17 protein-coding genes are annotated in these 20,379 nt (G+C 34.9%); 4 read left to right on the top strand and 13 right to left on the bottom strand.

The window, feature by feature from the left end; genetic code table 11:
• Positions 1-137: 137 nt before the first annotated feature.
• The 7 genes from ACKJXD_RS00840 to ACKJXD_RS00810 all read right to left on the bottom strand — a co-directional run bounded on the left by ACKJXD_RS00840 (position 138) and on the right by ACKJXD_RS00810 (position 7,966).
• A complete protein-coding gene (locus tag ACKJXD_RS00840) occupies positions 138-1,163 on the bottom strand; it encodes a hypothetical protein (protein ID WP_430875262.1) in 1,026 nt (341 codons plus the stop codon).
• 353 nt (positions 1,164-1,516) lie between these two features.
• On the bottom strand, positions 1,517-2,632 hold the full coding sequence (locus tag ACKJXD_RS00835) for an ABC transporter permease (RefSeq protein WP_430875261.1): 1,116 nt from the start codon (positions 2,630-2,632) through the stop codon (positions 1,517-1,519).
• A 17-nt stretch (positions 2,633-2,649) separates the two neighbouring features.
• Positions 2,650-3,768, bottom strand: coding sequence for an ABC transporter permease (locus ACKJXD_RS00830; protein WP_430875260.1), 1,119 nt, complete (start codon positions 3,766-3,768; stop codon positions 2,650-2,652).
• Positions 3,765-5,501 (bottom strand): ATP-binding cassette domain-containing protein, encoded by a 1,737-nt coding sequence (locus tag ACKJXD_RS00825; protein ID WP_430875259.1) that lies wholly within the window; start codon positions 5,499-5,501, stop codon positions 3,765-3,767. Before ACKJXD_RS00825 ends, ACKJXD_RS00830 begins: the two co-directional genes overlap by 4 nt.
• Positions 5,502-5,506: 5 nt before the next feature.
• Entirely contained in the window at positions 5,507-6,496 is a 990-nt protein-coding gene (hlyD, locus tag ACKJXD_RS00820) for a secretion protein HlyD (RefSeq protein ID WP_430875258.1), read from the bottom strand.
• Between the two features lie 17 nt (positions 6,497-6,513).
• On the bottom strand, positions 6,514-7,008 hold the full coding sequence (locus ACKJXD_RS00815) for a MarR family winged helix-turn-helix transcriptional regulator (protein ID WP_267377774.1): 495 nt from the start codon (positions 7,006-7,008) through the stop codon (positions 6,514-6,516).
• A gap of 73 nt (positions 7,009-7,081) precedes the next feature.
• Positions 7,082-7,966 carry a helix-turn-helix transcriptional regulator gene (locus ACKJXD_RS00810; protein ID WP_430875257.1) on the bottom strand — a complete coding sequence of 295 codons (885 nt, stop codon included), beginning with the start codon at positions 7,964-7,966 and terminating at the stop codon, positions 7,082-7,084.
• 279 nt (positions 7,967-8,245) lie between these two features.
• Here ACKJXD_RS00810 and fsa point away from each other — a divergent pair, with 279 nt between their 5' ends.
• The 3 genes from fsa (at position 8,246) to ACKJXD_RS00795 (ending at position 10,427) form a co-directional block, all read left to right on the top strand.
• Positions 8,246-8,908, top strand: a complete 663-nt coding sequence (gene fsa / locus ACKJXD_RS00805; RefSeq protein WP_294827079.1) for a fructose-6-phosphate aldolase — start codon at positions 8,246-8,248, stop codon at positions 8,906-8,908.
• 145 nt (positions 8,909-9,053) lie between these two features.
• Positions 9,054-9,842, top strand: coding sequence for a siderophore-interacting protein (locus ACKJXD_RS00800; protein WP_430875256.1), 789 nt, complete (start codon positions 9,054-9,056; stop codon positions 9,840-9,842).
• A 15-nt stretch (positions 9,843-9,857) separates the two neighbouring features.
• A complete protein-coding gene (locus tag ACKJXD_RS00795; protein WP_430875255.1) occupies positions 9,858-10,427 on the top strand; it encodes an ACP phosphodiesterase in 570 nt (189 codons plus the stop codon).
• 63 nt (positions 10,428-10,490) lie between these two features.
• On the opposite strand, the gene ACKJXD_RS00790 is transcribed toward ACKJXD_RS00795, so the two are convergent.
• Both ACKJXD_RS00790 and ilvY read right to left on the bottom strand, forming a co-directional pair.
• A complete protein-coding gene (locus tag ACKJXD_RS00790; RefSeq protein WP_430875254.1) occupies positions 10,491-12,578 on the bottom strand; it encodes a 3-hydroxybutyrate oligomer hydrolase family protein in 2,088 nt (695 codons plus the stop codon).
• Between the two features lie 104 nt (positions 12,579-12,682).
• Complete coding sequence (gene ilvY, locus ACKJXD_RS00785; protein WP_220215326.1) at positions 12,683-13,588, bottom strand: HTH-type transcriptional activator IlvY; 906 nt, start codon at positions 13,586-13,588, stop codon at positions 12,683-12,685.
• Positions 13,589-13,786: 198 nt separating this feature from the next.
• On the opposite strand from ilvY, the gene prfC reads away from it, so the two are divergent.
• Entirely contained in the window at positions 13,787-15,379 is a 1,593-nt protein-coding gene (gene prfC, locus ACKJXD_RS00780) for a peptide chain release factor 3 (protein WP_294827106.1), read from the top strand.
• A 73-nt stretch (positions 15,380-15,452) separates the two neighbouring features.
• Here the strand turns inward: prfC and ACKJXD_RS00775 are convergent, their stop codons facing one another.
• From ACKJXD_RS00775 to ACKJXD_RS00760, 4 genes are all read right to left on the bottom strand, one after another.
• Positions 15,453-16,607: a hypothetical protein gene (locus tag ACKJXD_RS00775; RefSeq protein ID WP_430875253.1), complete on the bottom strand. Its 1,155-nt coding sequence runs from the start codon at positions 16,605-16,607 to the stop codon at positions 15,453-15,455.
• A 70-nt stretch (positions 16,608-16,677) separates the two neighbouring features.
• A complete protein-coding gene (locus ACKJXD_RS00770) occupies positions 16,678-18,111 on the bottom strand; it encodes a glycosyltransferase family 2 protein (protein ID WP_220215323.1) in 1,434 nt (477 codons plus the stop codon).
• Positions 18,112-18,116: 5 nt separating this feature from the next.
• Positions 18,117-19,040 carry a hypothetical protein gene (locus ACKJXD_RS00765; protein WP_430875252.1) on the bottom strand — a complete coding sequence of 308 codons (924 nt, stop codon included), beginning with the start codon at positions 19,038-19,040 and terminating at the stop codon, positions 18,117-18,119.
• Positions 19,028-20,218 (bottom strand): YaiO family outer membrane beta-barrel protein, encoded by a 1,191-nt coding sequence (locus ACKJXD_RS00760; RefSeq protein ID WP_430875251.1) that lies wholly within the window; start codon positions 20,216-20,218, stop codon positions 19,028-19,030. Before ACKJXD_RS00760 ends, ACKJXD_RS00765 begins: the two co-directional genes overlap by 13 nt.
• Between the last annotated feature and the right edge of the window lie 161 nt (positions 20,219-20,379).

Here is a 20,379-nt window from a genome sequence, read left to right as displayed (position 1 = left end):
AATCTATAGTCATTTTTAGTGGTCGTATGTGAAAAATTTAATGAATAAGATAATTTGAGGGGGATTAATTCTAATCCCCATTTTTTTAAATTATATCAATAAGATTGGTTGGTTTTGATTAATCATTTATTAGCCATTTAATTTGTCGTTTTTATTGAGTTTTCGGTATGTGTTTTTTTTATATAAGATGGAATTAAAGGCGCATTGTGATACAAAACAACCCATGAAACACCTTCAGAGGGAACTTCACGTAAAAAATGTTTAACTAATTTATCTCGTTCATTATCGTCTGATGATACCTCATTTTTGTAAATTTCAATAAACTCTTTTAAGATTTCATATCTATCTATAGCTGGTGTATCGAATGAATTGCAATTTAAACCCTCTTCATTATAATTAGCGTACTTTTTTCTTTCTTCAATGTCTTCTTCATCCCAGTCGAAATAGTTTTCAATATAGTCATCAAATAACGCGTTAAACTTTTTGTAAAAATACTCTCTTTCATCTTTTATCAAATCAACTTTTTCTGGAGTTTGATAACCTAAAGTTCTAAATATTTTTTCTGCAACCTGAGTTTTTGATAATAGGGTGTGCTTATAAGATTTTTTTTTACGATAAACATGAAGCGATAATAAAACAGAAATTAAGCTCAATGATATTAAAAAAAGGGGATTATTCCCGACTTCCATTATAAGACAAATCAAAGGAATAACTAACGAAATTGAAATAATTATCATTGCATCATCCCAAAATGATGAATATCGCATCATGGATTCCGATCCTTCAGTTGCAAAAGGGTGTAGCCATAAATGAAAGTCTTTCGGACGGCGTACAGCATAAGCAAAATAGTTACCATCTTGGATAGGATCTACAACCATTTCAACATAATCACCATCATGAAAATAAACTCTTGAAAATACTCCTTCAATAATATTGTTGCCTAATTTACATTGAAAAAATTGCACTAAATTATCTTTTTCAGTTAATTCAGGGTTTCTGTTTCTTATAAGATTGAGCTCATGAACTTGATTCATATTGCCTATTTTTAATATATCTGTTTCTGTTAAACCAGCTGTTTTTGTCGCTTCAAGGAAAGTTTCGGTGTTATTGAATATTTTTAGGTCTGATATATAACCAGTCATAATTTGAAAATAATAATCCATATATTGTGCATCCTGATAATTGTTTATTGTAATTTTAATCATTACTCAATCAATATTATTTTATATAAAAAAGAGTAACGAAATACTGTTTTATATTGCAGTTTACTAATATGATGACAAATGAACTGTCATTAGGTCAATAATATTTAAATTAAACAAGAAGGTGTTTTATAAATCGCTAAACAATAAATTGCCATAAAAAATGCAAAAACATCATGAATTAATTAAAACAAAAAGAAGTGTTTTATTGATAATTTTTGATTATTGATTTTAAGTGATTTTAGGATAAATAATCTCAAGTTTAGCTAGTTCATTTGTTTAAATTTTTAATATTGTTAAGTACTTTTTTCTATTTACATATATTTTTTAAATAAATAATAAGCCATACCGCCTAATAGTATGGTGATTGCATAGAGCTTCCATAGACTTTGCCAGATGATTGAAAAATCGACGTTTTTTAAATAAATCTGTTTAGTCAATTCGATAAAGTGACGCACTGGATTGATTTCAGTTAAATACTGTAAGCAGAGTGGCATGTTTTCGATTGGCGCAATAAAACCAGATAGTAAAATAGCCGGCACCATAAAGGTAATAATACCGATAAAGGCTTGTTGTTGAGTTGAGCAAAGTGCTGATATAAATAATCCAAATCCCACTAAAGAGAGTCCGTAACTCATCATACAGAGATAGTACCAAATAAACGATCCTTGAAACGGGATTTGATAAATAAAAATACTGGCAATAAGTACGATTGTTCCTTGTAATGTTGCCACAATGATTGCCGGTATCGCTTTACCAACAAAAATTTGCCATGTCATTAAAGGTGAAATACGTAGTTGGTCAAGCGTACCTTGTTCACGTTCTCTCGCTACTGATAACGAGGTTACGATCATAACGCCAATGGTGGTAATAAGTGCAACCAGCGAAGGTAAGATAAAATGTTTATAGTCTAAATTACTGTTATAACGGTGACGAACGATTAATCCGCCCTTATCTTGATTCATATTTTGTTGCTGATATTGCATAATAATTTGTTGAATATAGTTAGCGGCAATTTGGGCACTATTCGATTTACGACCGTCTAAAATTATTTGGATTTGTGGCGATTGTCCATTCAGTAACTTGCGAGAAAAATCAGCAGGAAATTGTACAACCACCAAGGCTTTTTGATGATTAATCGTGTCAGTAATGGCTTGCTGTGAATCTAATATCAATACGTTTGAAAAACTGCTGGCATGGGCTAGTCGATCGATTATCTCAGTCGTCGGTTCATCAATCGTGGGGCGATAAACGGCAATGGTCGCATTATTGACATTCAAGGTTGCAGCAAAGGGAAAGATAAAAATTTGTAGCAATACTGGCACGATTAAGATAATGCGTGTCTGTTTGTCTTGCCAAAGTAGGGCTAACTCCTTTTTGATTAGAGTTAATGTGCGGTAAAAGGCGATAGTGTTGAAAAATTTTAACATAGTGTTACTCCTTTACCTTAATCTAATTGCATTCGGGTTTTTTTGAAAATCACCACAAATAACAGCAATAAACACATCAGTAAAAAGCCTGCATTAATCAGCATGACTGAAAAAATATCGCCCGCTAAAAAGAGGGTTTGTAGAATATTGACGTAGTAACGTGCAGGAATGATATAGGTAACTAGTTGAATGATAGCGGGCATACTATTGATTTCAAATACAAAACCTGACAGCATGACCGCAGGTAAATAGGCCGCATTTAACGCTATCATTGCGGCATTAAATTGATTCCGCGTAAGGGTGGATATTAATAAACCAAGTTGCAAAATCACCAATAAAAATAGACTGCTGAGTAGTAACAATAACGTAAAGGATCCACGAAAAGGGACATGCATAATGCCTACGGTGACAATAAAACAGATAATTAAGGCTATTAAACCGATTAAGTAATAGGGAATTAATTTAGATAATAAGAACTCCAACTTGGTCATCGGGGTAGAGAGCAATGCTTCCATTGTGCCACGTTCCCATTCTCGAGCTATGACTAACGACGTCAATATCGAGCCAATTATCGTCATAATAATGGTTATTGCACCGGGCAAAATAAAATTTTTGCTGATTGCTGCGGAGTTAAACCAAACGTGCGAAGTCATGTCGATCATTGGTTGACTACTCATTAATTGCTGTTGACTGCGCTGCTGTAACCAGATTTGCCACACGCCGGTTAAATAACCTTGTACAAAATTAGCGGTATTCGGCTCACTTCCATCGGTAATTAACTGAATGGCTGCTTGCCTATTTTGCACTTGTTGAGCAAAATTAACTGGAATGATAAGCATACCTCGAATTTCGCCAGCATTTAATTTTGCCGATAATGCTGAACGATTATCCAGATATATGGGTTCAATATAGGGGGAACCATTTAGTACTTGGACAAAATCATGGGCAGGTTGACTTTTTTGTTCAACTAATACCCCAACACGGATTTTATTGGAATCTAAACTAATACCATAGCCAAATAAGAAGAGTAATATCAATGGAATAATAATTGACATAATCCAACTGCTCGGGTCACGAATAATCTGTTTCATCTCTTTTTTACACAGTGTTAATGTTCGAGAGAGTGAAAATATCATTTTGTTGCCCCTGAGTTAGCGTCGTTCACCAATTTAATAAAGGCTTGCTCCATGGTGGCGTTGCTTGCGACCGATTGTTTAAGTTGATTGGGGGAGCCTAAAGCAATCAACTTACCGCCATTAATTAAAGCAATACGATCACAATATTCGGCTTCGTCCATAAAGTGAGTGGTGACCATGACCGTAACCCCTTTTTCGACTAAACTGTTGATATGGATCCAGAACTCACGACGAGTGATAGGATCGACGCCAGATGTCGGTTCATCAAGAAATACAATATCAGGTTTATGCATTAACGCACAGGCTAAAGCTAATCGTTGTTTGAATCCTAAGGGGAGTGATTCTGGTGTTTTGTCTAAAATCGGCTCAAAATTAAATGCGGTTATCATTTCATTCATGCGCAGTGTTTGTTCACTGCCCATTAAGCCGTAGATACCTGAAAAGAAGCTTAAATTTTGGCTTACAGTTAATCTGTCATATAAAGAAAAACGTTGTGCCATATAGCCAATGCGTTCACGTACTTTAGTTGCACTTTTTTTGAGATCAAATCCCAATACTAACGCTTGCCCATCACTAATCGGTAATAAACCACACATCATTTTAAATGTTGTCGATTTACCTGCGCCATTGGGCCCTAATAAACCAAATATTTCACCACGCTTTATGACAAAATTAACATGATCCGTTGCAATAAAATTACCAAAAGTTCGGGTAAGATCTTTTGCTTCTATGACAATATCGTTTGGCAGACCGGCAACCTGCGGCATAATTTTAGTTAATATTGATTCTTTTTGAGTTATTCCGCCTAATCGGTCAATAAACGCATCTTCAAACCGTCCTAAGGTAGGTTGATAAGTGATGTTAGTTGTCCCAAGTTTTGCTATGACTTGTTCAATGGCGTGATTCGGCTTGAGTATTAAGCGAATACGGTCACCTTCAATCACGCCGTCACTGACTTCAGGGAGTTTTAAGGCCTTTTGTAATAACCGACGATGTGAAGTTGGCGAAGTGAGCAGGTAAACCCGATCTTTGACACGTTCAGTTAAACATGAGGGTTGACCTTGAAAGAGTAATTCACCTTGATTCATCAGTAAAATTGTTTCACATTGCTCGGCTTCATCAAGATAAGAGGTGCTCCAGATAATTAACATCCCTTCTTTGGCTAGTTGATGAACCATGTGCCAAAGTTCTTGGCGTGAAATAGGATCCACGCCAACACCTGGCTCATCAAGTAATAATATTTGTGGATCGCCAAGCAAAGTACATGCTAACCCCAATTTTTGCTTCATTCCCCCCGATAACTTGCCTGCCAAACGTTGGGTAAATTTAGTTAAATCGGTGAATTTTAGGAGTTTGGCAAAAATTTGTTGACGTTCTTCTTGTTTGATATGTCGCAGATCTGCAAATAAATTAAGGTTTTCAATAACCGTCAAATCCTCGTAAAGACCAAACTTTTGAGGCATATAGCCTAAAATTGCGCGCAATTGTTCCCGATCTTCAGTCGGATTATATTGCGCAACATTAATTTGACCTGCACTTGGCGAAAGCAAGCCTGCCAGCATACGCAATAGTGTTGTTTTCCCTGCACCGTCAGGGCCAACCAATCCTGTCACACCCTGTGCAAAAATTGTTGTCGATAAAGGTTTTAGTGCGACAGTGACTTGCTGATTTTTTTGCTTAAACACTTTGGTCACATGAGTGAGTTTGATTTGCTGGCGATTTTGTTTAGTCATAGCGATTATTCTGCAAATTTAATCGTTACCGGCATGCCTTGGCGCAACATATCATTCGCTTGACCGTCACCAGTTTGACGTATTTGAATACGTAAGCGGTAAACTAAATCTGTACGTAATACAGGGGTTTCGACGGTTTTAGGTGTAAATTCGGCCGTAGGCGATACAAAACCAATCTGTCCAATATAAGGTTTATCTGGCTGTGAATCGGTATAAACATAGACAGTTCTACCCGGAATGGCTTGATGTAAATTGACCTCGTCAATATAAGCACGTACCCAGACAGGTCTATCTATAGATATAGCATAAATAGGGGTTCCTGCGGTTAACATTGTGCCAGATTCTACTGCTCGAGTTAAAATGGTGCCGTCGGTTGGTGCATAAAGTTCGGTATCCGATAAGTTAAGTTCCGCTTGGTCTAACTCGGCTTTAGCCGCTTGCACGGTGGCTTGTGCAGCTTCAATTTCTTCTTTTCGGTAACCATTAGTAAGTTGATCAAGTTTTTGCTTTGCTGTTTGTAAATTAGCGTTAGCTTGATTACGTAAGGTTAAACTGTTTTCAAGTTGATCTTTAGAAATGGATGATGATTTCATCAATTTGACCATGCGCTGATAGTTATTCTCAGCATAATCATAACTTGCTTGATACTGTAAAACTTGTGCTGCTGCTTGGGCAACTTCTTCTTTACGATATCCTGTCAGCATTAAATCAAGTTGCGCCTGCTTTACCATCAGATTTGCTTTCGCTTTATTTAAAGCGATTTGATAAGGTTTTGCATCCAGTTTAGCCAATAGATCGCCTTGTTTAATCGAATCTCCTTCTTCGTGATTTAATTGTATTAAGCGTCCTGATACACGAAAGCTACTGTTTACCGTTCGGATATCCACATTACCATATAAAATCAGCGATGAAGGACTTTTATACATGAACCAAATCACCCAAAGTACTGCAATAATGATTAATATTAATAGGGCGATAAGCCCTTTTTGTTTCATGGGTATTCTCATTTAGTTTACTCGGCAAGATGTTTTAAAAGTTTAGATAAGATTGTGCGTAACTGTTGACGTTCTTCTTGGGTAATAACTTGCCAAGCTTGAACCACTTTTTTTTCAATGGGCGGTATTTCATATTGAAAAAAATTGATGCCTTTTTTGGTTAAAATTAAGCAATGTGAGCGACGATCATGCGGATCAGCTTGGCGGGCGACTAAGTCATTTCCCACCAGTGTATCAACAAAACGGGTAACTTGTACGCGAGTAAAATTGGTTAATTCACTGATTTTCGATGGTTTTACCCCTTCAGGGTGAAAGGCGTTAATCACTAATAAAACCGCAGATAATTTATCATCTAATTGATAATGTCGGTAGGTTTGATTCAAATTTTCTAATAGTGCTTCGGTACTAAATTGCAATAAGCGACTTAAAAAAATCTCGTCATAGTTTGAAGAGAGTCCACGAGCTTTAAATTTTTCAATCAGTTTTTCAACGGTTGCTATCGGGATTGCCATCACATCACCTTATTTAGATAATTTCATTTGAAACTATATCAAATGAAATTACTTTTTACAACCATTAATTTAGTTAACTAGTTTTGTTGTTATCCGTCATCTGTATTAATTGACTATGATATTGGCGACGGTATTCGGTAGGGGTACGTTCAGTTTTTTTTCTGAAGATTCGACAAAAATAGTGACTATCTTTGAAACCTGATGCTAAGGCAATATCTTTGATATTTAAATCATAGTCTCTAAGGCGAGTTTTTGCATATTCCAGACGTACATGGGTAAGATATTCATTCAATCCTATTTTACCTTCTCGCTGGAATAGGTGAGATAGATAATTGGGTGAAATATAGAACATTTTAGCGAGAAAATCTCGGGTAATATCGTCACGAAAATGGCTATCAATATATTGCCGAATTGCCTCAAATAAGCTAGCTGTTTTGCTTGAGGTTTCGACATCAACATTCAGTAAGTCGAAGGTATGACTTAATAAGCTTTGAATAAGATGATAAGCGGTAGGAGCATGCTCGCAAGGCTGATGCTGCCAAGTTAGTTCAGCTAGCGCTTGAATGATAAACGCCCCAATACGTGCTCCTCGCCTAGGCACATTAATTTGATCATAAGATGTCAGTGCTTGACCGTCCCACTGGTTGATAGTCATGCTAATTTGTTGTTTATCATACAGGATGCTTAATGTGGTGAAGGGGGTTGTATAAGCGGGCTTGCTCCAACTTTGTGCTGTGATATATAAAAGATCGCTAGGAAATAACGTTTTTTCAATAATGTTTCCCTGATAGTCTGCCCATTGTATGGATTGTTTTCCCTCTATCATGATTTCTATTCTGGGTAAACTGACTTGATCAGCAAGTAGTGGTGCTGATTGAGCATAATTAGCAAAATAAATCTGATTCGTTTGTTGATGATTAAGGCATTTTGCTAGCACTTCATTGATCGTTATCGCCATATCGCTATCTTCATAAAATAATATCGTAGATAAATCTAGTTATGTATCGTAATCTTGATTATATACTGCCAAATAGTATTTTAAAGTATCAAGTAAATGGTTAATTTTATCAATAGGTTATTCTTAAAATGTTTTTAGTGTGATCTCACTCACATTTTCTTATCAAGCGTACAAATATCCAGTAAATCGCAGGATTGTCATCTAGGCTATCGGTTACAGATTACTTAGTATGGTACCAATACAGTGATTAATGATTTGAACATTCAGCAGGAGTTAACCATGGAGTTATATTTAGATACCGCCGATATTGAAGCCATTAAACGTCTAGCCCCCATTTTACCGATTAAAGGCGTCACAACCAATCCAAGCATTGTGGCAAAATCCGGTCAATCACTCTTTACCTTATTATCGACACTACATGATTTATTAGGCGCCGATAAATTACTGTTTGCACAGGTACTTTCAAGCGATGCATCATCCATGATAAAAGAGGCAGAACAACTAAGAAGAGTTGTACCCAATATTGTAACTAAGATTCCTGTTAATGCAGAAGGACTGAAAGCGATTAGAGCTTTAACACAACAAGGAATCCCTACTTTAGGCACTGCTGTTTATGGCGCAGGGCAGGGATTATTAGGTGCGCTAGCCGGGGCTAAATATATTGCGCCTTATGTCAATCGAATTGATGCCCAAGGTGGCAACAGTAAAGATACCGTGCAAGAATTACAAAAACTGTTAGCGTTACATTGTCCTCAAACTATGGTATTGGCGGCAAGTTTTCGCACACCTAGGCAAGCATTAGATTGTTTGTTAGCCGGATGTGAATCTATTACCTTACCGGTGGATGTAGCTGAACTATTTATCTCCGATCCAGCTGTAGATGCAGCGATAGTAAAATTTGAACAAGATTGGCGTAATGCGTTTGGTTCACTGACTTATTAATTTAAACTGTTATCATCTATTATCACATTCCGCCTAATTGTGTGGAGTGTGTTTGTCTGTGTTTCTGAGCAATAATTGAAAAGATAGCCTAAAAATTTAAGTTTTGCTGTATGATAGTTAAAAATGAAATATTAGGTTAGCCATAATGACAGGAAAAAAACAAACATCTATTGTTAACGCACTTTTAACGGTATTGAGAATTGAAAGGTTATCGCATAGTTTTATTCGAATTAACTTTAGTTGTGATAAACAGCTGACGGTTAATCCTTTATGGATTTGTCCTCATTTAAAATTATTGTTTGCTGATCCTTCAACGGGAACGATAATTTTTCCACAATTAGACGACAATAATAAAATTCTGATAAATGACAAGATTCGTCAATTGGCTCGAAGTTATAGTATTCGTCATTATGATGAAACGACACAGCAATTAACGATTGATTTTGCCATTCATCAAGAGGGATTAGCTTCGGTTTGGGCTCAGCAGGCTAAAGTCAATGATCAGATAGGTATTGTCGGCACAGCGGCAAAACTCATGTTTAATCAGCAAAATTTGGTGTTGATTGGTGATATAACAGCTGTGCCAGCTATTTGTTATACCCTAGAACACCTACCTAACAATGTTAATGTTCAAGCGTTTATCGAAGTTAATCACCCAACAGATATTATGGCTTTACCAAATAGTCTAAATACGCATGTTAACTGGCTGATACAAGATGTTAATCAGCCAAATCAACTTGTTGAAACAATAAAAAAAGCGAATATTGTCCATAGTAATAATTTACTTATTTGGGGTGGAATGGAACGGGATTTAGCCCAGCAAATTCGACATACGCTTAAAGATCATTATCCTCATTTACCCCCCGATGCATTTCATATTATTAGTTATTGGCGACAAGGTTTTGCTGAAGGGGAGTTTAAACATCGTGAATAGTAACGCGTAATTAAGATGAACATTCTAGCTCATTTACATCTTGCCACTTTAGCTAATAGCTCCTTAATTGGCAATAGTGTGGCTGATTTTGTTAAAGGGGATCCTTATCTTGTTTATCCGCAAACGATAGCCGACGGTATCATGTTACATCGTAAAATTGATAGCATGGTCGACAGTTTGACTGAAGTGAAACAAGCCAAAACACGCTTTATCAAACCGCATCAACGTGTCGCACCGATTGCACTTGATATTGTATGGGATCATTTTTTATCTAAACATTGGACTGATTATGGCATGGGTCAATCAGTGTCTGAATTTGACCAATACACCAGACAACAAATTCAGCCCTTTATTCATCTATATCCTAATAATTATCAGCATTTTATGCAGTCTATGTGGCATGGAAAATGGTTAGAAAATTACGCAAATCTTGAGTTTGTTGGAAAAGTGCTTAATGGTATGGCCACCCGACGACCAAAGCTATGGTTATTAAAAGAGACTATTTATGATATTAAGCAGCACTACAAAGAATTCGAAGCGCTGTTTTTTATTTTGTATCCTAAAATGTGTCGAAATTTTAACTAGCCCATCTTCAATAATTTTATATTAGATTATTGAAGATGTATTTCAATTGATGGGGTAGGATAATTATTGGGGTAAATTGATCTTACCATTTAACACTGTTATCTTATCTTGATTAGCAGGGGATGGTGATATTGGTACGATCGTATTTTTGTTTAATGCAGGTGCAAAGCCTATTTTACCGCCTCGGGATTTTGCACGAACAAGTTGGCTATCAGGTAACTTAGTGTCTTTAGTCAAATGATTCCATAGCATCTGCATCGCATCTTCACCATAATAGTCAATCGGTATCATTACATTATCAAAAGGATAACCACCATCTAAATAACTCGTATTTTCAACTTCTATATAACGAAGTTGCGATGATTGTCCTTCAACCAGACTGTTTAATGCGACATAAGCACGGGAAGTATAGTTTGGGAGTTGTTTAACATTGTTTCGACCGTGAATAATAATTGTTTTGATTCCATTTAAATTGCCTGTAGCTGTAACTTGACTCATACCAAATTTAACACGAGGATCGGTTAATTTTTGATATAAACAAATCGCACCTTTAGCATTATAGTTGATTGCTTTATCATTATCTGAACTTGAAAAGAAGTCCCTTCTTGGAGAATGAACATCTTCATTATTAACTAGTGCAATTATTGTTGAGTCGTCTCCAATCCATAACGGCAAGTGTCCATTAGCGAAACTCCACATTTGTTCAAAAGTCACTTCCGTTAATGGTGCGACTTTACCTTGGTAAAATATAGGTGCTTGTTGAGTACTCGCGACTGAATAGCCACACATTCTTTCGGTCAATTCATAATGTCCATAAGCGCTAATATATTGATAGGGTAAGCCAATAGTTTCTTTATAATAAAAATAAGGAAGTTGGATATCCATATCGGCAGTCCATCCCCATTCACGCAGTTTGTTAAGTGCTTCTTGAGGGGTTCCTTCTGTTAAATAATTTGCTTTTTTAAGTTCATCACAACGATTTTGGGAAAATAAATATTTATCCGCCAATGGTATGTAACTTTTTGCATTATTGGTAACAATAGCTGGTAACGCACAAGGAATATATAACGAGGCAAAAGTGCTATATTCTGCGATTGATTTAAAAGCTATTTTTTGAGGTTTATTTTTGTTGAATTGTATTGAAACAGAGTTACTTTCAGCATTTGGCTGGATTTGAGGATTAACAGCAACAATCCCTTTTATGATGTGTTCTTTGTCTAATTCTCCCGCTTTTAAAGCCGCTCCAGCGCCATCACTAGCGCCATAAACTAATACTAATGTGTTATCTTTGTTAAAAGTAAAATCTGAATTAGATGGAAACTGGGTGTTAAGGGCATAGAATGCAAAATCTATCGATTTTAATACAAATTCTCCCCATCTCTCTTCTGAATTCAACCTTGAATGCAGTTGTTTAATTGCAAAACGATTTGGATATTTTTCAATAAATTTATCACGATTATGAAATTTTGGTTCGAAGAGTAAATCTGTCGATTGAGTTTGCCCGTTTATGGCATATCCCCGATTATTCTCAATATCATAAATACCATTACCCAAACCTTTATCATTATAAACTACAGCACAATTATGTTTTAGTCCCCATAGACCACGTATTTGTAAATCTTTCGAATTATATAAACCATCGCTATCAACAGATGGTATAGCAATAATGCAAGGATTGTTTTTATCAAAATCAAGTGGAATTTGTAATAACATTCCTACTTTTTCTTCTTTTAATTGCAAAGTTGCCAAAACTTCAAAACCGGGAATTTTCCCATCAAACAGTGGGCTTAATTCTTGGCGGTTAAAACCAAATAATACTCCTTCCCCAGTTTTGATATCAATAAAACGATTAAGTTTAGCCTGTCGAAGCTCTTGTGACGTTGGTTTGGATGGATCACTGAAGTTAGGTTTAAAAATAGATGATGATAAAATGGAAAAACCTAAACCAGCAGTCACTAAATCATCACTTTCACCATCATAATAAACAGTATCTTCAACTTTTAACCAATCTGGTGCTTTAATTGATCGATTGTCGGTAGATGCTGGTATTGTTTGATTATCAGCATGGACATGAAACGCAATAGGAACCGATATTGTTGTGAACAAAATAATCAATGACAAAGTTTTAACTTTAATTTTCCTCAATTTCATTGCAAATATTCCTTTTTGATCATCAAGAGTAGAGAGGTAATTTGATCTATTTTGAAAAACAAAATTAATCCAATTAATCTTGGTTTGTTAATTGCTAATACTTATTATAATTTATTTTTTGTATGACTCAAACTCGATACGTTCCAAAATGCGGCGATTATTTTTTCGGATAACCGTCTTTTTTGGACACAAATTCCGATGTCAAAAGGTTGCATTAAGTTGGTTGACCATTCTGTAATGCGTTCTCTTATTCTTTCAGGGCTGTTTTCCATCACAACTTTCGGTAATAATGCAACACCACAGCCTAATGCAACCATCGAGACAATGGCTTCATGTCCGGCAACCGTTGCATAAATTTTGGGGCTGGTAATTTTTTGTTGTTTGAACCATAAATCTATTCGTTGTCTGCTTGGTCCATGATCCGGTAAAATGAAAGGAATATTATCCCAATCCGGAATTTTTTGGTGAAGTTTATCGCTGAATGAACTATTCAGTTTTGGAATAAGCAAGACCATTTCAATTTCACCGAATTTTAAAAATTCAATTCCTGATGGAAGTTGCTTTGGTTTTCCTGCTATAGCAACATCAGCGTCATTTAATTGAATTTTTGTTACTGCATCAGCCGCATCGCCAGTGGATAGTTTAATTTCAATTAAAGGATAGTGTATTCGAAACTGATCGAGTATTTCTGGTAAATGACTATAAGCTGCCGTTACAGAACAAAAGAGTCTTAATTCACCAACGAGCTGTTGATTTGATAGTTCTAATTCTTGCATCAACTGTTGATGTTGATTAATAACTTGTTGAGCAAAACGTTTAACTTTTTCACCCATTTGAGTGATTTGAACTTGCCGATTATCACGTATAAAAAGCGGATGACCAAAATATTCTTCTAATCGTTGAATTTGTCGTGATAAAGTCGATGGGCTAACATGCATAGCATTAGCTGTCATACCAAAATGGCACGTTTCACATAAATGTAAAAATAATTTCAAATCACGAATATTCATAGAAAGTTCCGTTTTGATAAATCACATGCTTAGCTCAATGCTATTTTATTGTCAATGCTCTAATTAGCTAGGCAAATGAAGATATTATGCATAGATAATTAAATAAGGCAAACCATTGTTAATACATTCATGGCAATGGATAGCGATACCTGTTAAAATGCTCGATTATTTTTGTACAGGTTAATGAATATTAATTTTATGACAGAACAAGCTTACCTAGACGAAGTTAATGCTCGTCGCACTTTTGCTATCATTTCGCACCCTGATGCGGGTAAAACAACGATTACCGAAAAGGTTTTGCTATTCGGTCACGCAATTCAAACTGCTGGGACAGTAAAAGGGCGTGGTGCAAATGCTCAACATGCTAAATCTGACTGGATGGAGATGGAAAAACAACGTGGTATTTCTATCACAACTTCTGTGATGCAATTTCCATATAACGATTGTTTAGTCAATTTACTTGATACCCCTGGGCATGAAGACTTTTCTGAAGATACTTATCGAACATTGACAGCAGTAGATAGCTGTTTAATGGTCATCGATGCCGCTAAAGGGGTGGAAGATCGTACTCGTAAATTGATGGAAGTGACACGGTTGCGTAATACCCCAATTTTAACCTTTATGAATAAGTTAGACCGTGATATTCGTGACCCAATGGAACTACTTGACGAAGTTGAAAACGAGCTTAATATCCTATGTGCACCGATCACTTGGCCAATTGGTTGTGGTAAGTTATTTAAAGGCGTGTATCATCTTAATAAAGATGAAACCTATCTTTATCAATCGGGTAAAGGTCATACTATTCAGGATGTACGTATTATTAAAGGGTTAAATAATCCCGAATTAGATACAGCGGTAGGTGAAGATTTAGCTCAGCAACTACGTGAAGAGCTGGAGCTGGTTCAAGGTGCATCAAATGAGTTTGATTTGGATGCTTTTTTATCTGGTGATTTAACCCCTGTCTTTTTTGGTACAGCGTTAGGTAATTTTGGTGTCGATCATATGCTTGATGGCTTAACAGCTTGGGCGCCAACGCCACAACCTCGTCAGACTGACAAACGTGAAGTCAAATCATCAGAAGAAAAATTTAGTGGCTTTGTGTTCAAAATTCAAGCCAATATGGATCCTAAACATCGTGACCGAGTTGCTTTTATGCGTATCGTTTCGGGTAAATATGAAAAAGGCATGAAGTTACGTCATGTGAGGATTGCCAAAGATGTGAATATTTCCGATGCCTTGACATTTATGGCAGGTGATCGTGAACATGTCGAAGAAGCTTATGCCGGTGATATTATTGGATTGCACAATCACGGTACGATTCAAATCGGTGATACATTTACGCAGGGTGAAGATTTTAAATTTGTTGGCATCCCTAATTTTGCGCCTGAATTGTTCAGACGGATACGATTGAAAGATCCGCTTAAACAAAAACAGCTATTAAAAGGATTGGTGCAGTTATCAGAAGAGGGTGCTGTGCAGGTATTTAGACCATTATCCAACAATGATTTGATTGTCGGGGCGGTCGGTGTGCTGCAATTTGATGTGGTGGTTGCGCGTTTAAAATCGGAATACAATGTAGAAGCCATTTATGAACCGGTAAACGTCACAACAGCCCGTTGGGTTGAATGTAATGATGTGAAAAAATTGGAAGAATTTAAACGTAAATGCGAGCAAAACTTAGCCCTTGATGGTGGTGATAATCTTTCTTATATTGCGCCAAGCATGGTGAATTTAAATTTAACACAGGAACGCTATCCTGATATTGAATTTAGAAAAACACGTGAGCATTAATTAAGGTTAAGTTAAAACTTTATTGATTTCATAAATCAGATCAGCAATAAGAGCTAGTCAACCTGGCTCTTATTTACTCTTCTTCAACCAATAGTCCATTAATGGCAAAACCATCAAAAGAATTCCAATTTGAAAATACCTTAGTCAGTCTATTAATCATATCAAATAGTTCATCTTCTTTACCACCAAAGCTAATTTCTGTGAAGTCCACTATATGATCAGTTGAATTAACATCAGAATTCTCATCATTTGATCCTTCTTCGATTTCACTATTCGTTTGGTCATAGGAGTAATATTTTTCGAATTCTTCACTGAGTATACCATTTTCAAGAGCAATGACGATTTTATGAAGATTTTCATCTCCCCATGCTAACCACTTAGCACTAATATCATAAATGAGTTTATAATCAGTACGATAAACCATGACAATGTATTTTAGGGTATAAGGTTCAATATTTTGGATAATTTGGATGCCATGGCTAATATCTTTTAACCAAAATGGGACTACAACCTCAATTTTACCTCCCCAACTTTCACTCAGTTTTTTTATCGCTTGTGTCCATTGTAGCCAAATCTGATCTTTATTTTGGTCATAATCTGGTAATAAATAGGGTTCTATATCATATTGAATTCCTGCAAGACAAGGTTTACTTATACGTTGCTGACAGAATTGTTTAATTATTTGATTACGTTCAATCGCATTTTGTAAACCACTTTCAAGTATCATTTCTGCTGCTCCTTCAACAGCAATGATTTCTATACCATTTTGGAATGCGATGTCTATTAGATTTATTAGCTGATCTTTATATTCAATTTCTTGATTTTCAATAAATAATTGTAAATAGATCCGATTAATTCCTTTTGATTTTATCTTTGAGATAAATTGGTTAGGTGAGTTATTCCAGGTCGTTGCTATCCAATTCCACATAGCAATATTTTGTTTTTTTTCTGAATTTGTTGAACTATCTTTTGAGTTAGCACGAGGTGTTAATTGTTCGATATTCAATTTTGAAGGATTGGAACTATTTTGCAACATTGATGCATTAATAAACGATAACGCTTTGTTATGAAAGAATGTATTAATACTAGAAATCATTTGCCTTGGTTTAGTTATGTAATTTGTGTTATCGATAGGTCTTAAAACAGGTTTATTTTTATCATACATCTCATATTGTTTTGATGATGTAATATATTGAACGGAAGCTGGACTCTTAAAGCTATTCAACATAAAAACATCACCTGCACATATTGAAGGAATAAAAAGAATTAGGATAAATAATAGGTTGTTATATAATCGCTTAATTTTTTTTATCAAATTTAACTCTCTCCATTTTTCCCCAAGATAATTTACCTTTTTTTAACCTAAAAAAACCTTTGAATTTCCAATATAAACAGATTTGTCGATAGCCAAAATTGTCAATGAGGGAAATAAACAGTAATGATATAAAATATTTAATCTTATCTAGCCCTCTAAGTAATAATCCATCAATAGCAATAGCGGTCGAAGTAATTAATATATTGTAGCTAATAACAAGTAAAAAATAGGATAGAATAAGATTTCCATCAATAACGTTGAAATAACAAAAAAGTGGTAACAATACATAGCCCAATAATTCAGCTATGGGACCTAAAATATCCGTTAATATTGAAAAAGGTAATAGTATAAAACTTAGTCGTTTATATTTTATCTTAAAAGTAAATTCTTTAAAATGCAAATAGGTTTGCAATGCACCAATATGCCAACGTATACGTTGATTCCTTAAAACCTTCCATTTTTCAGGAACTTGAGTCCAGCAAACGGCTGTTGGAACATACTCTATTTTGTAATGACCTTTAGTGTCATAGATTAGTTTATGTAGTTTGACGGTAAAGTCAAAGTCTTCACCAACCGAATCAGCCGAAAATCCCCCAATTTTGATGGCTAAATCTCGACGGAATAAACCAAAAGCCCCAGAGATGATAGGTAATATCTTAATATGATTCCATGCGACTTTCGCCATTAAAAATGAACGCATATATTCTAATGCTTGCAATTGAACAATGTATTTTTTTGAAAGTTTTATTTTTGTTACCACGCCTTTATTTATCAGACAACTGTTAGCAACTCGTACTGTTCCGCCAACAGCAATTGTTTGAGGACTATAAATAAAGGGAATGACAGCTTTAGTTAATGCATCTGGCTCTAAAATCGAGTCAGCATCAATAAGGCAAACGATAGGTGCTTGACTTAAATTGATTGCGGCATTGTGAGCGTCTGCCTTTCCACCATTGACTTTGTCGATGATGCGTAGACGGCTATCTTTTCGAGAAATATAGACACCTTTTATTTTTGCGTGGGAAAGGTGGTTTTGATCTGCATTATTTAAATTATGTACGATTTCTTGCAGTTGGAAATGCTCATAAATTAGTTGGAAGGTATTATCGGTCGAACCATCATTAATCACAATAATATCGACATTAGGATATTCTGTAGCTAGCATTGATTCAATACTATCAATGATGGTAACGCTTTCATTATAGGCCGGCATAATAATAGATATAGCAGGTAAAATTCCCTCGTTTTTTTTAATATTTTGTATCTTTTTATCGTTATCTCGATCCTTAATTAGAACATAAACAGAAATGATAAGTTGCAAGAAATAGATGAGTATTTGTAAAAGCCCAACAATCATTATGAGAATAACCAGTACTTCCATGCAAATCTTTATTGCATAGTATAAATCATTATTCATAAAGTTTACCCGTGTTTAATTTTGAAAAAATTATTGTTTTTATCGAGGATATGGACAAATTGTTTAGAACTAAAATCAAAATATTCTGTAATTAATTCTTCAATACTAGATATTTTTTCTTGATAACAGAATTCGTTAATAAAATTAATTAGATAGCAACTATGAATAATACCTGAAGAATTACTTTGTAGTTCGATTAAAGCATCATAAAAAGCACACATGTATTCCCGCCGATCTTCTTTGGCTAACATAGCGTAAGGCGTAATATAATTATTTGAAATTTGAGTGAGAATATTCGATAAATTTTCATCAATATTACTAAATTGTTGATTTATTATGTCGGTTTCAAATTCTAAAAGTTTATTTGATGGAACAAGTCGTAGAAAACAAAATAAACCATCTTGCGGTATTGATTTAGACAATATAATTATGAGTTCGGCAAGTGTTACTTCTGGGCTACTAATAGCTAAACTGAGGGCTGCTGCAATAGCAATTTCTGGATTAGGATTTTCACAAGCTTTTTTTAGTGCAAAAAAAGTCTCTTTTGTTGGGTAGTAAGACAACATATTTGCTGCATCTATGCGCTCTTTTGTTGTTCCTTTTTTTAATAATCTGCGTAATTTTTTTTGAAATAATTCATTTTCAAAAAGCGAAATTATCGGTTCAAGCTCACTGTTCTTTTTTTCAGCAAAAAAAGCGGCAATCAATGCGACTGAATTTATGGAATGTTTTAATATTTTGCTAGAGCTAAATGAATACGTGCGTTTTTTGGCGTTAATCAAATTGACTAATTTTAATTTTAGATTCGCAAATTTTTTTTGTTGATATCTTCGCTTAATATAAATAATTGAAGTTAAGATAACAATTAAAATCCCTGTAAGAATCATGCTTACATTGTAAATGTTGATATAACGTATTAAAATATCCATTTTATACCACATCCTAAAGTGTTTTTGTTATACAATCGGCGATTGCGATTTGTGTCTTTTCGTCCTTCAGTTGTGTAGTTAAAATTCACACTAAATCGGTTGGAAATGTCATAGGACAGTCCCACAAAATGCGCTTTCGCCTTGATTAAAGATTGATTAAAACGATTTGAACGGTCAGACGTTTCTTGAGAATTAGAGTAACCGAGAAATAGGTGCATTTTCTCAGTCGGGATGACTGATAACTTAATTAAAAAACCATTGGTATGATTGTTGTCTTGGTCATAAGTATTGTACCACTTACCTGCAAGCGATAATCGATCATTAAAGAAATACTGTTCTATACCTGGTGTAATACTTTTAATATTTCCATCATCATAATGGTCAAACTTTAAATCTAGCGTGATGTGAAGAGAATTAAGATATTCATTTGTCGGTTTAAATAACATATAATCAATACCACTTGCTACCGTATAGCGAGCAAAGAATTTTTTTGAGGAGGCTGCAAAGCCAGATAAGTAGCCATAAGCTCTATCATTCATCGTATGCCAAAATGTTGTACCAAATCGTTGGTCATTCATATTAAACCGATGGGATTGAGCTAAATGACCTGTAATAGTACTGTTTTTTGACAATTTGTAAGATAATGCGATATCTGCCTCGTTCCAATCTGCATAAGATTTTGTTAAATGGCTGTGTGTGCCAGAAATATTTAATGTCCAATTATGAATATTACTTTTAATTTCATTTATCGTTTTTTTTAATTTTAATAATTCAGAGTTATTTGGTGATTGACTTAAATATTGATCAAGTAATTGCTCTGCCGCATATGGCGTATCACTATTTTGCGCCAGAATTACACTTACTAGACCATATTGTGCATCAATATAATTGGGAGCTATGGTTAAAGCATTTTGAAATGATTGTTTTGCTAGTTCTAATTCTTGTCTGGCATAATAATTAAAACCAAGTTGCACTAAAATGTCAGAGTTAGTAGGAAATAGCCGATGAGCTTCCTGTAACTTAGTTAAAGCAAGTTCAAAATTTTGAGTTTTCTTTGCTTCAATACTTTCTTTTAATAATTTATCTGCTTTAACGGCTTTGTCATGATTATTTAGGTTAGGAAAAGAAGTGGAACTGTAAGCGAAAAGACCTATCATTAAGACATACTTATAATACATATAACCACCTTAATTCTATATATTTCATAATTATATTTTATTGTTTTAGTTGTGAAAGAATCGAAGATCATTCGGTCAATAGAATAACAATTAGATTCATTGAACAGCCTTGATAAATTGGAAATTTTTTGGTTCAGCAAACTTGCTTAAAACATTTCGTT

It is taken from the genome of Gilliamella sp. G0441, from assembly GCF_050589305.1.
GTDB lineage: Bacteria > Pseudomonadota > Gammaproteobacteria > Enterobacterales > Orbaceae > Gilliamella.
This window is presented reverse-complemented; position numbering and strand designations above follow the sequence as displayed.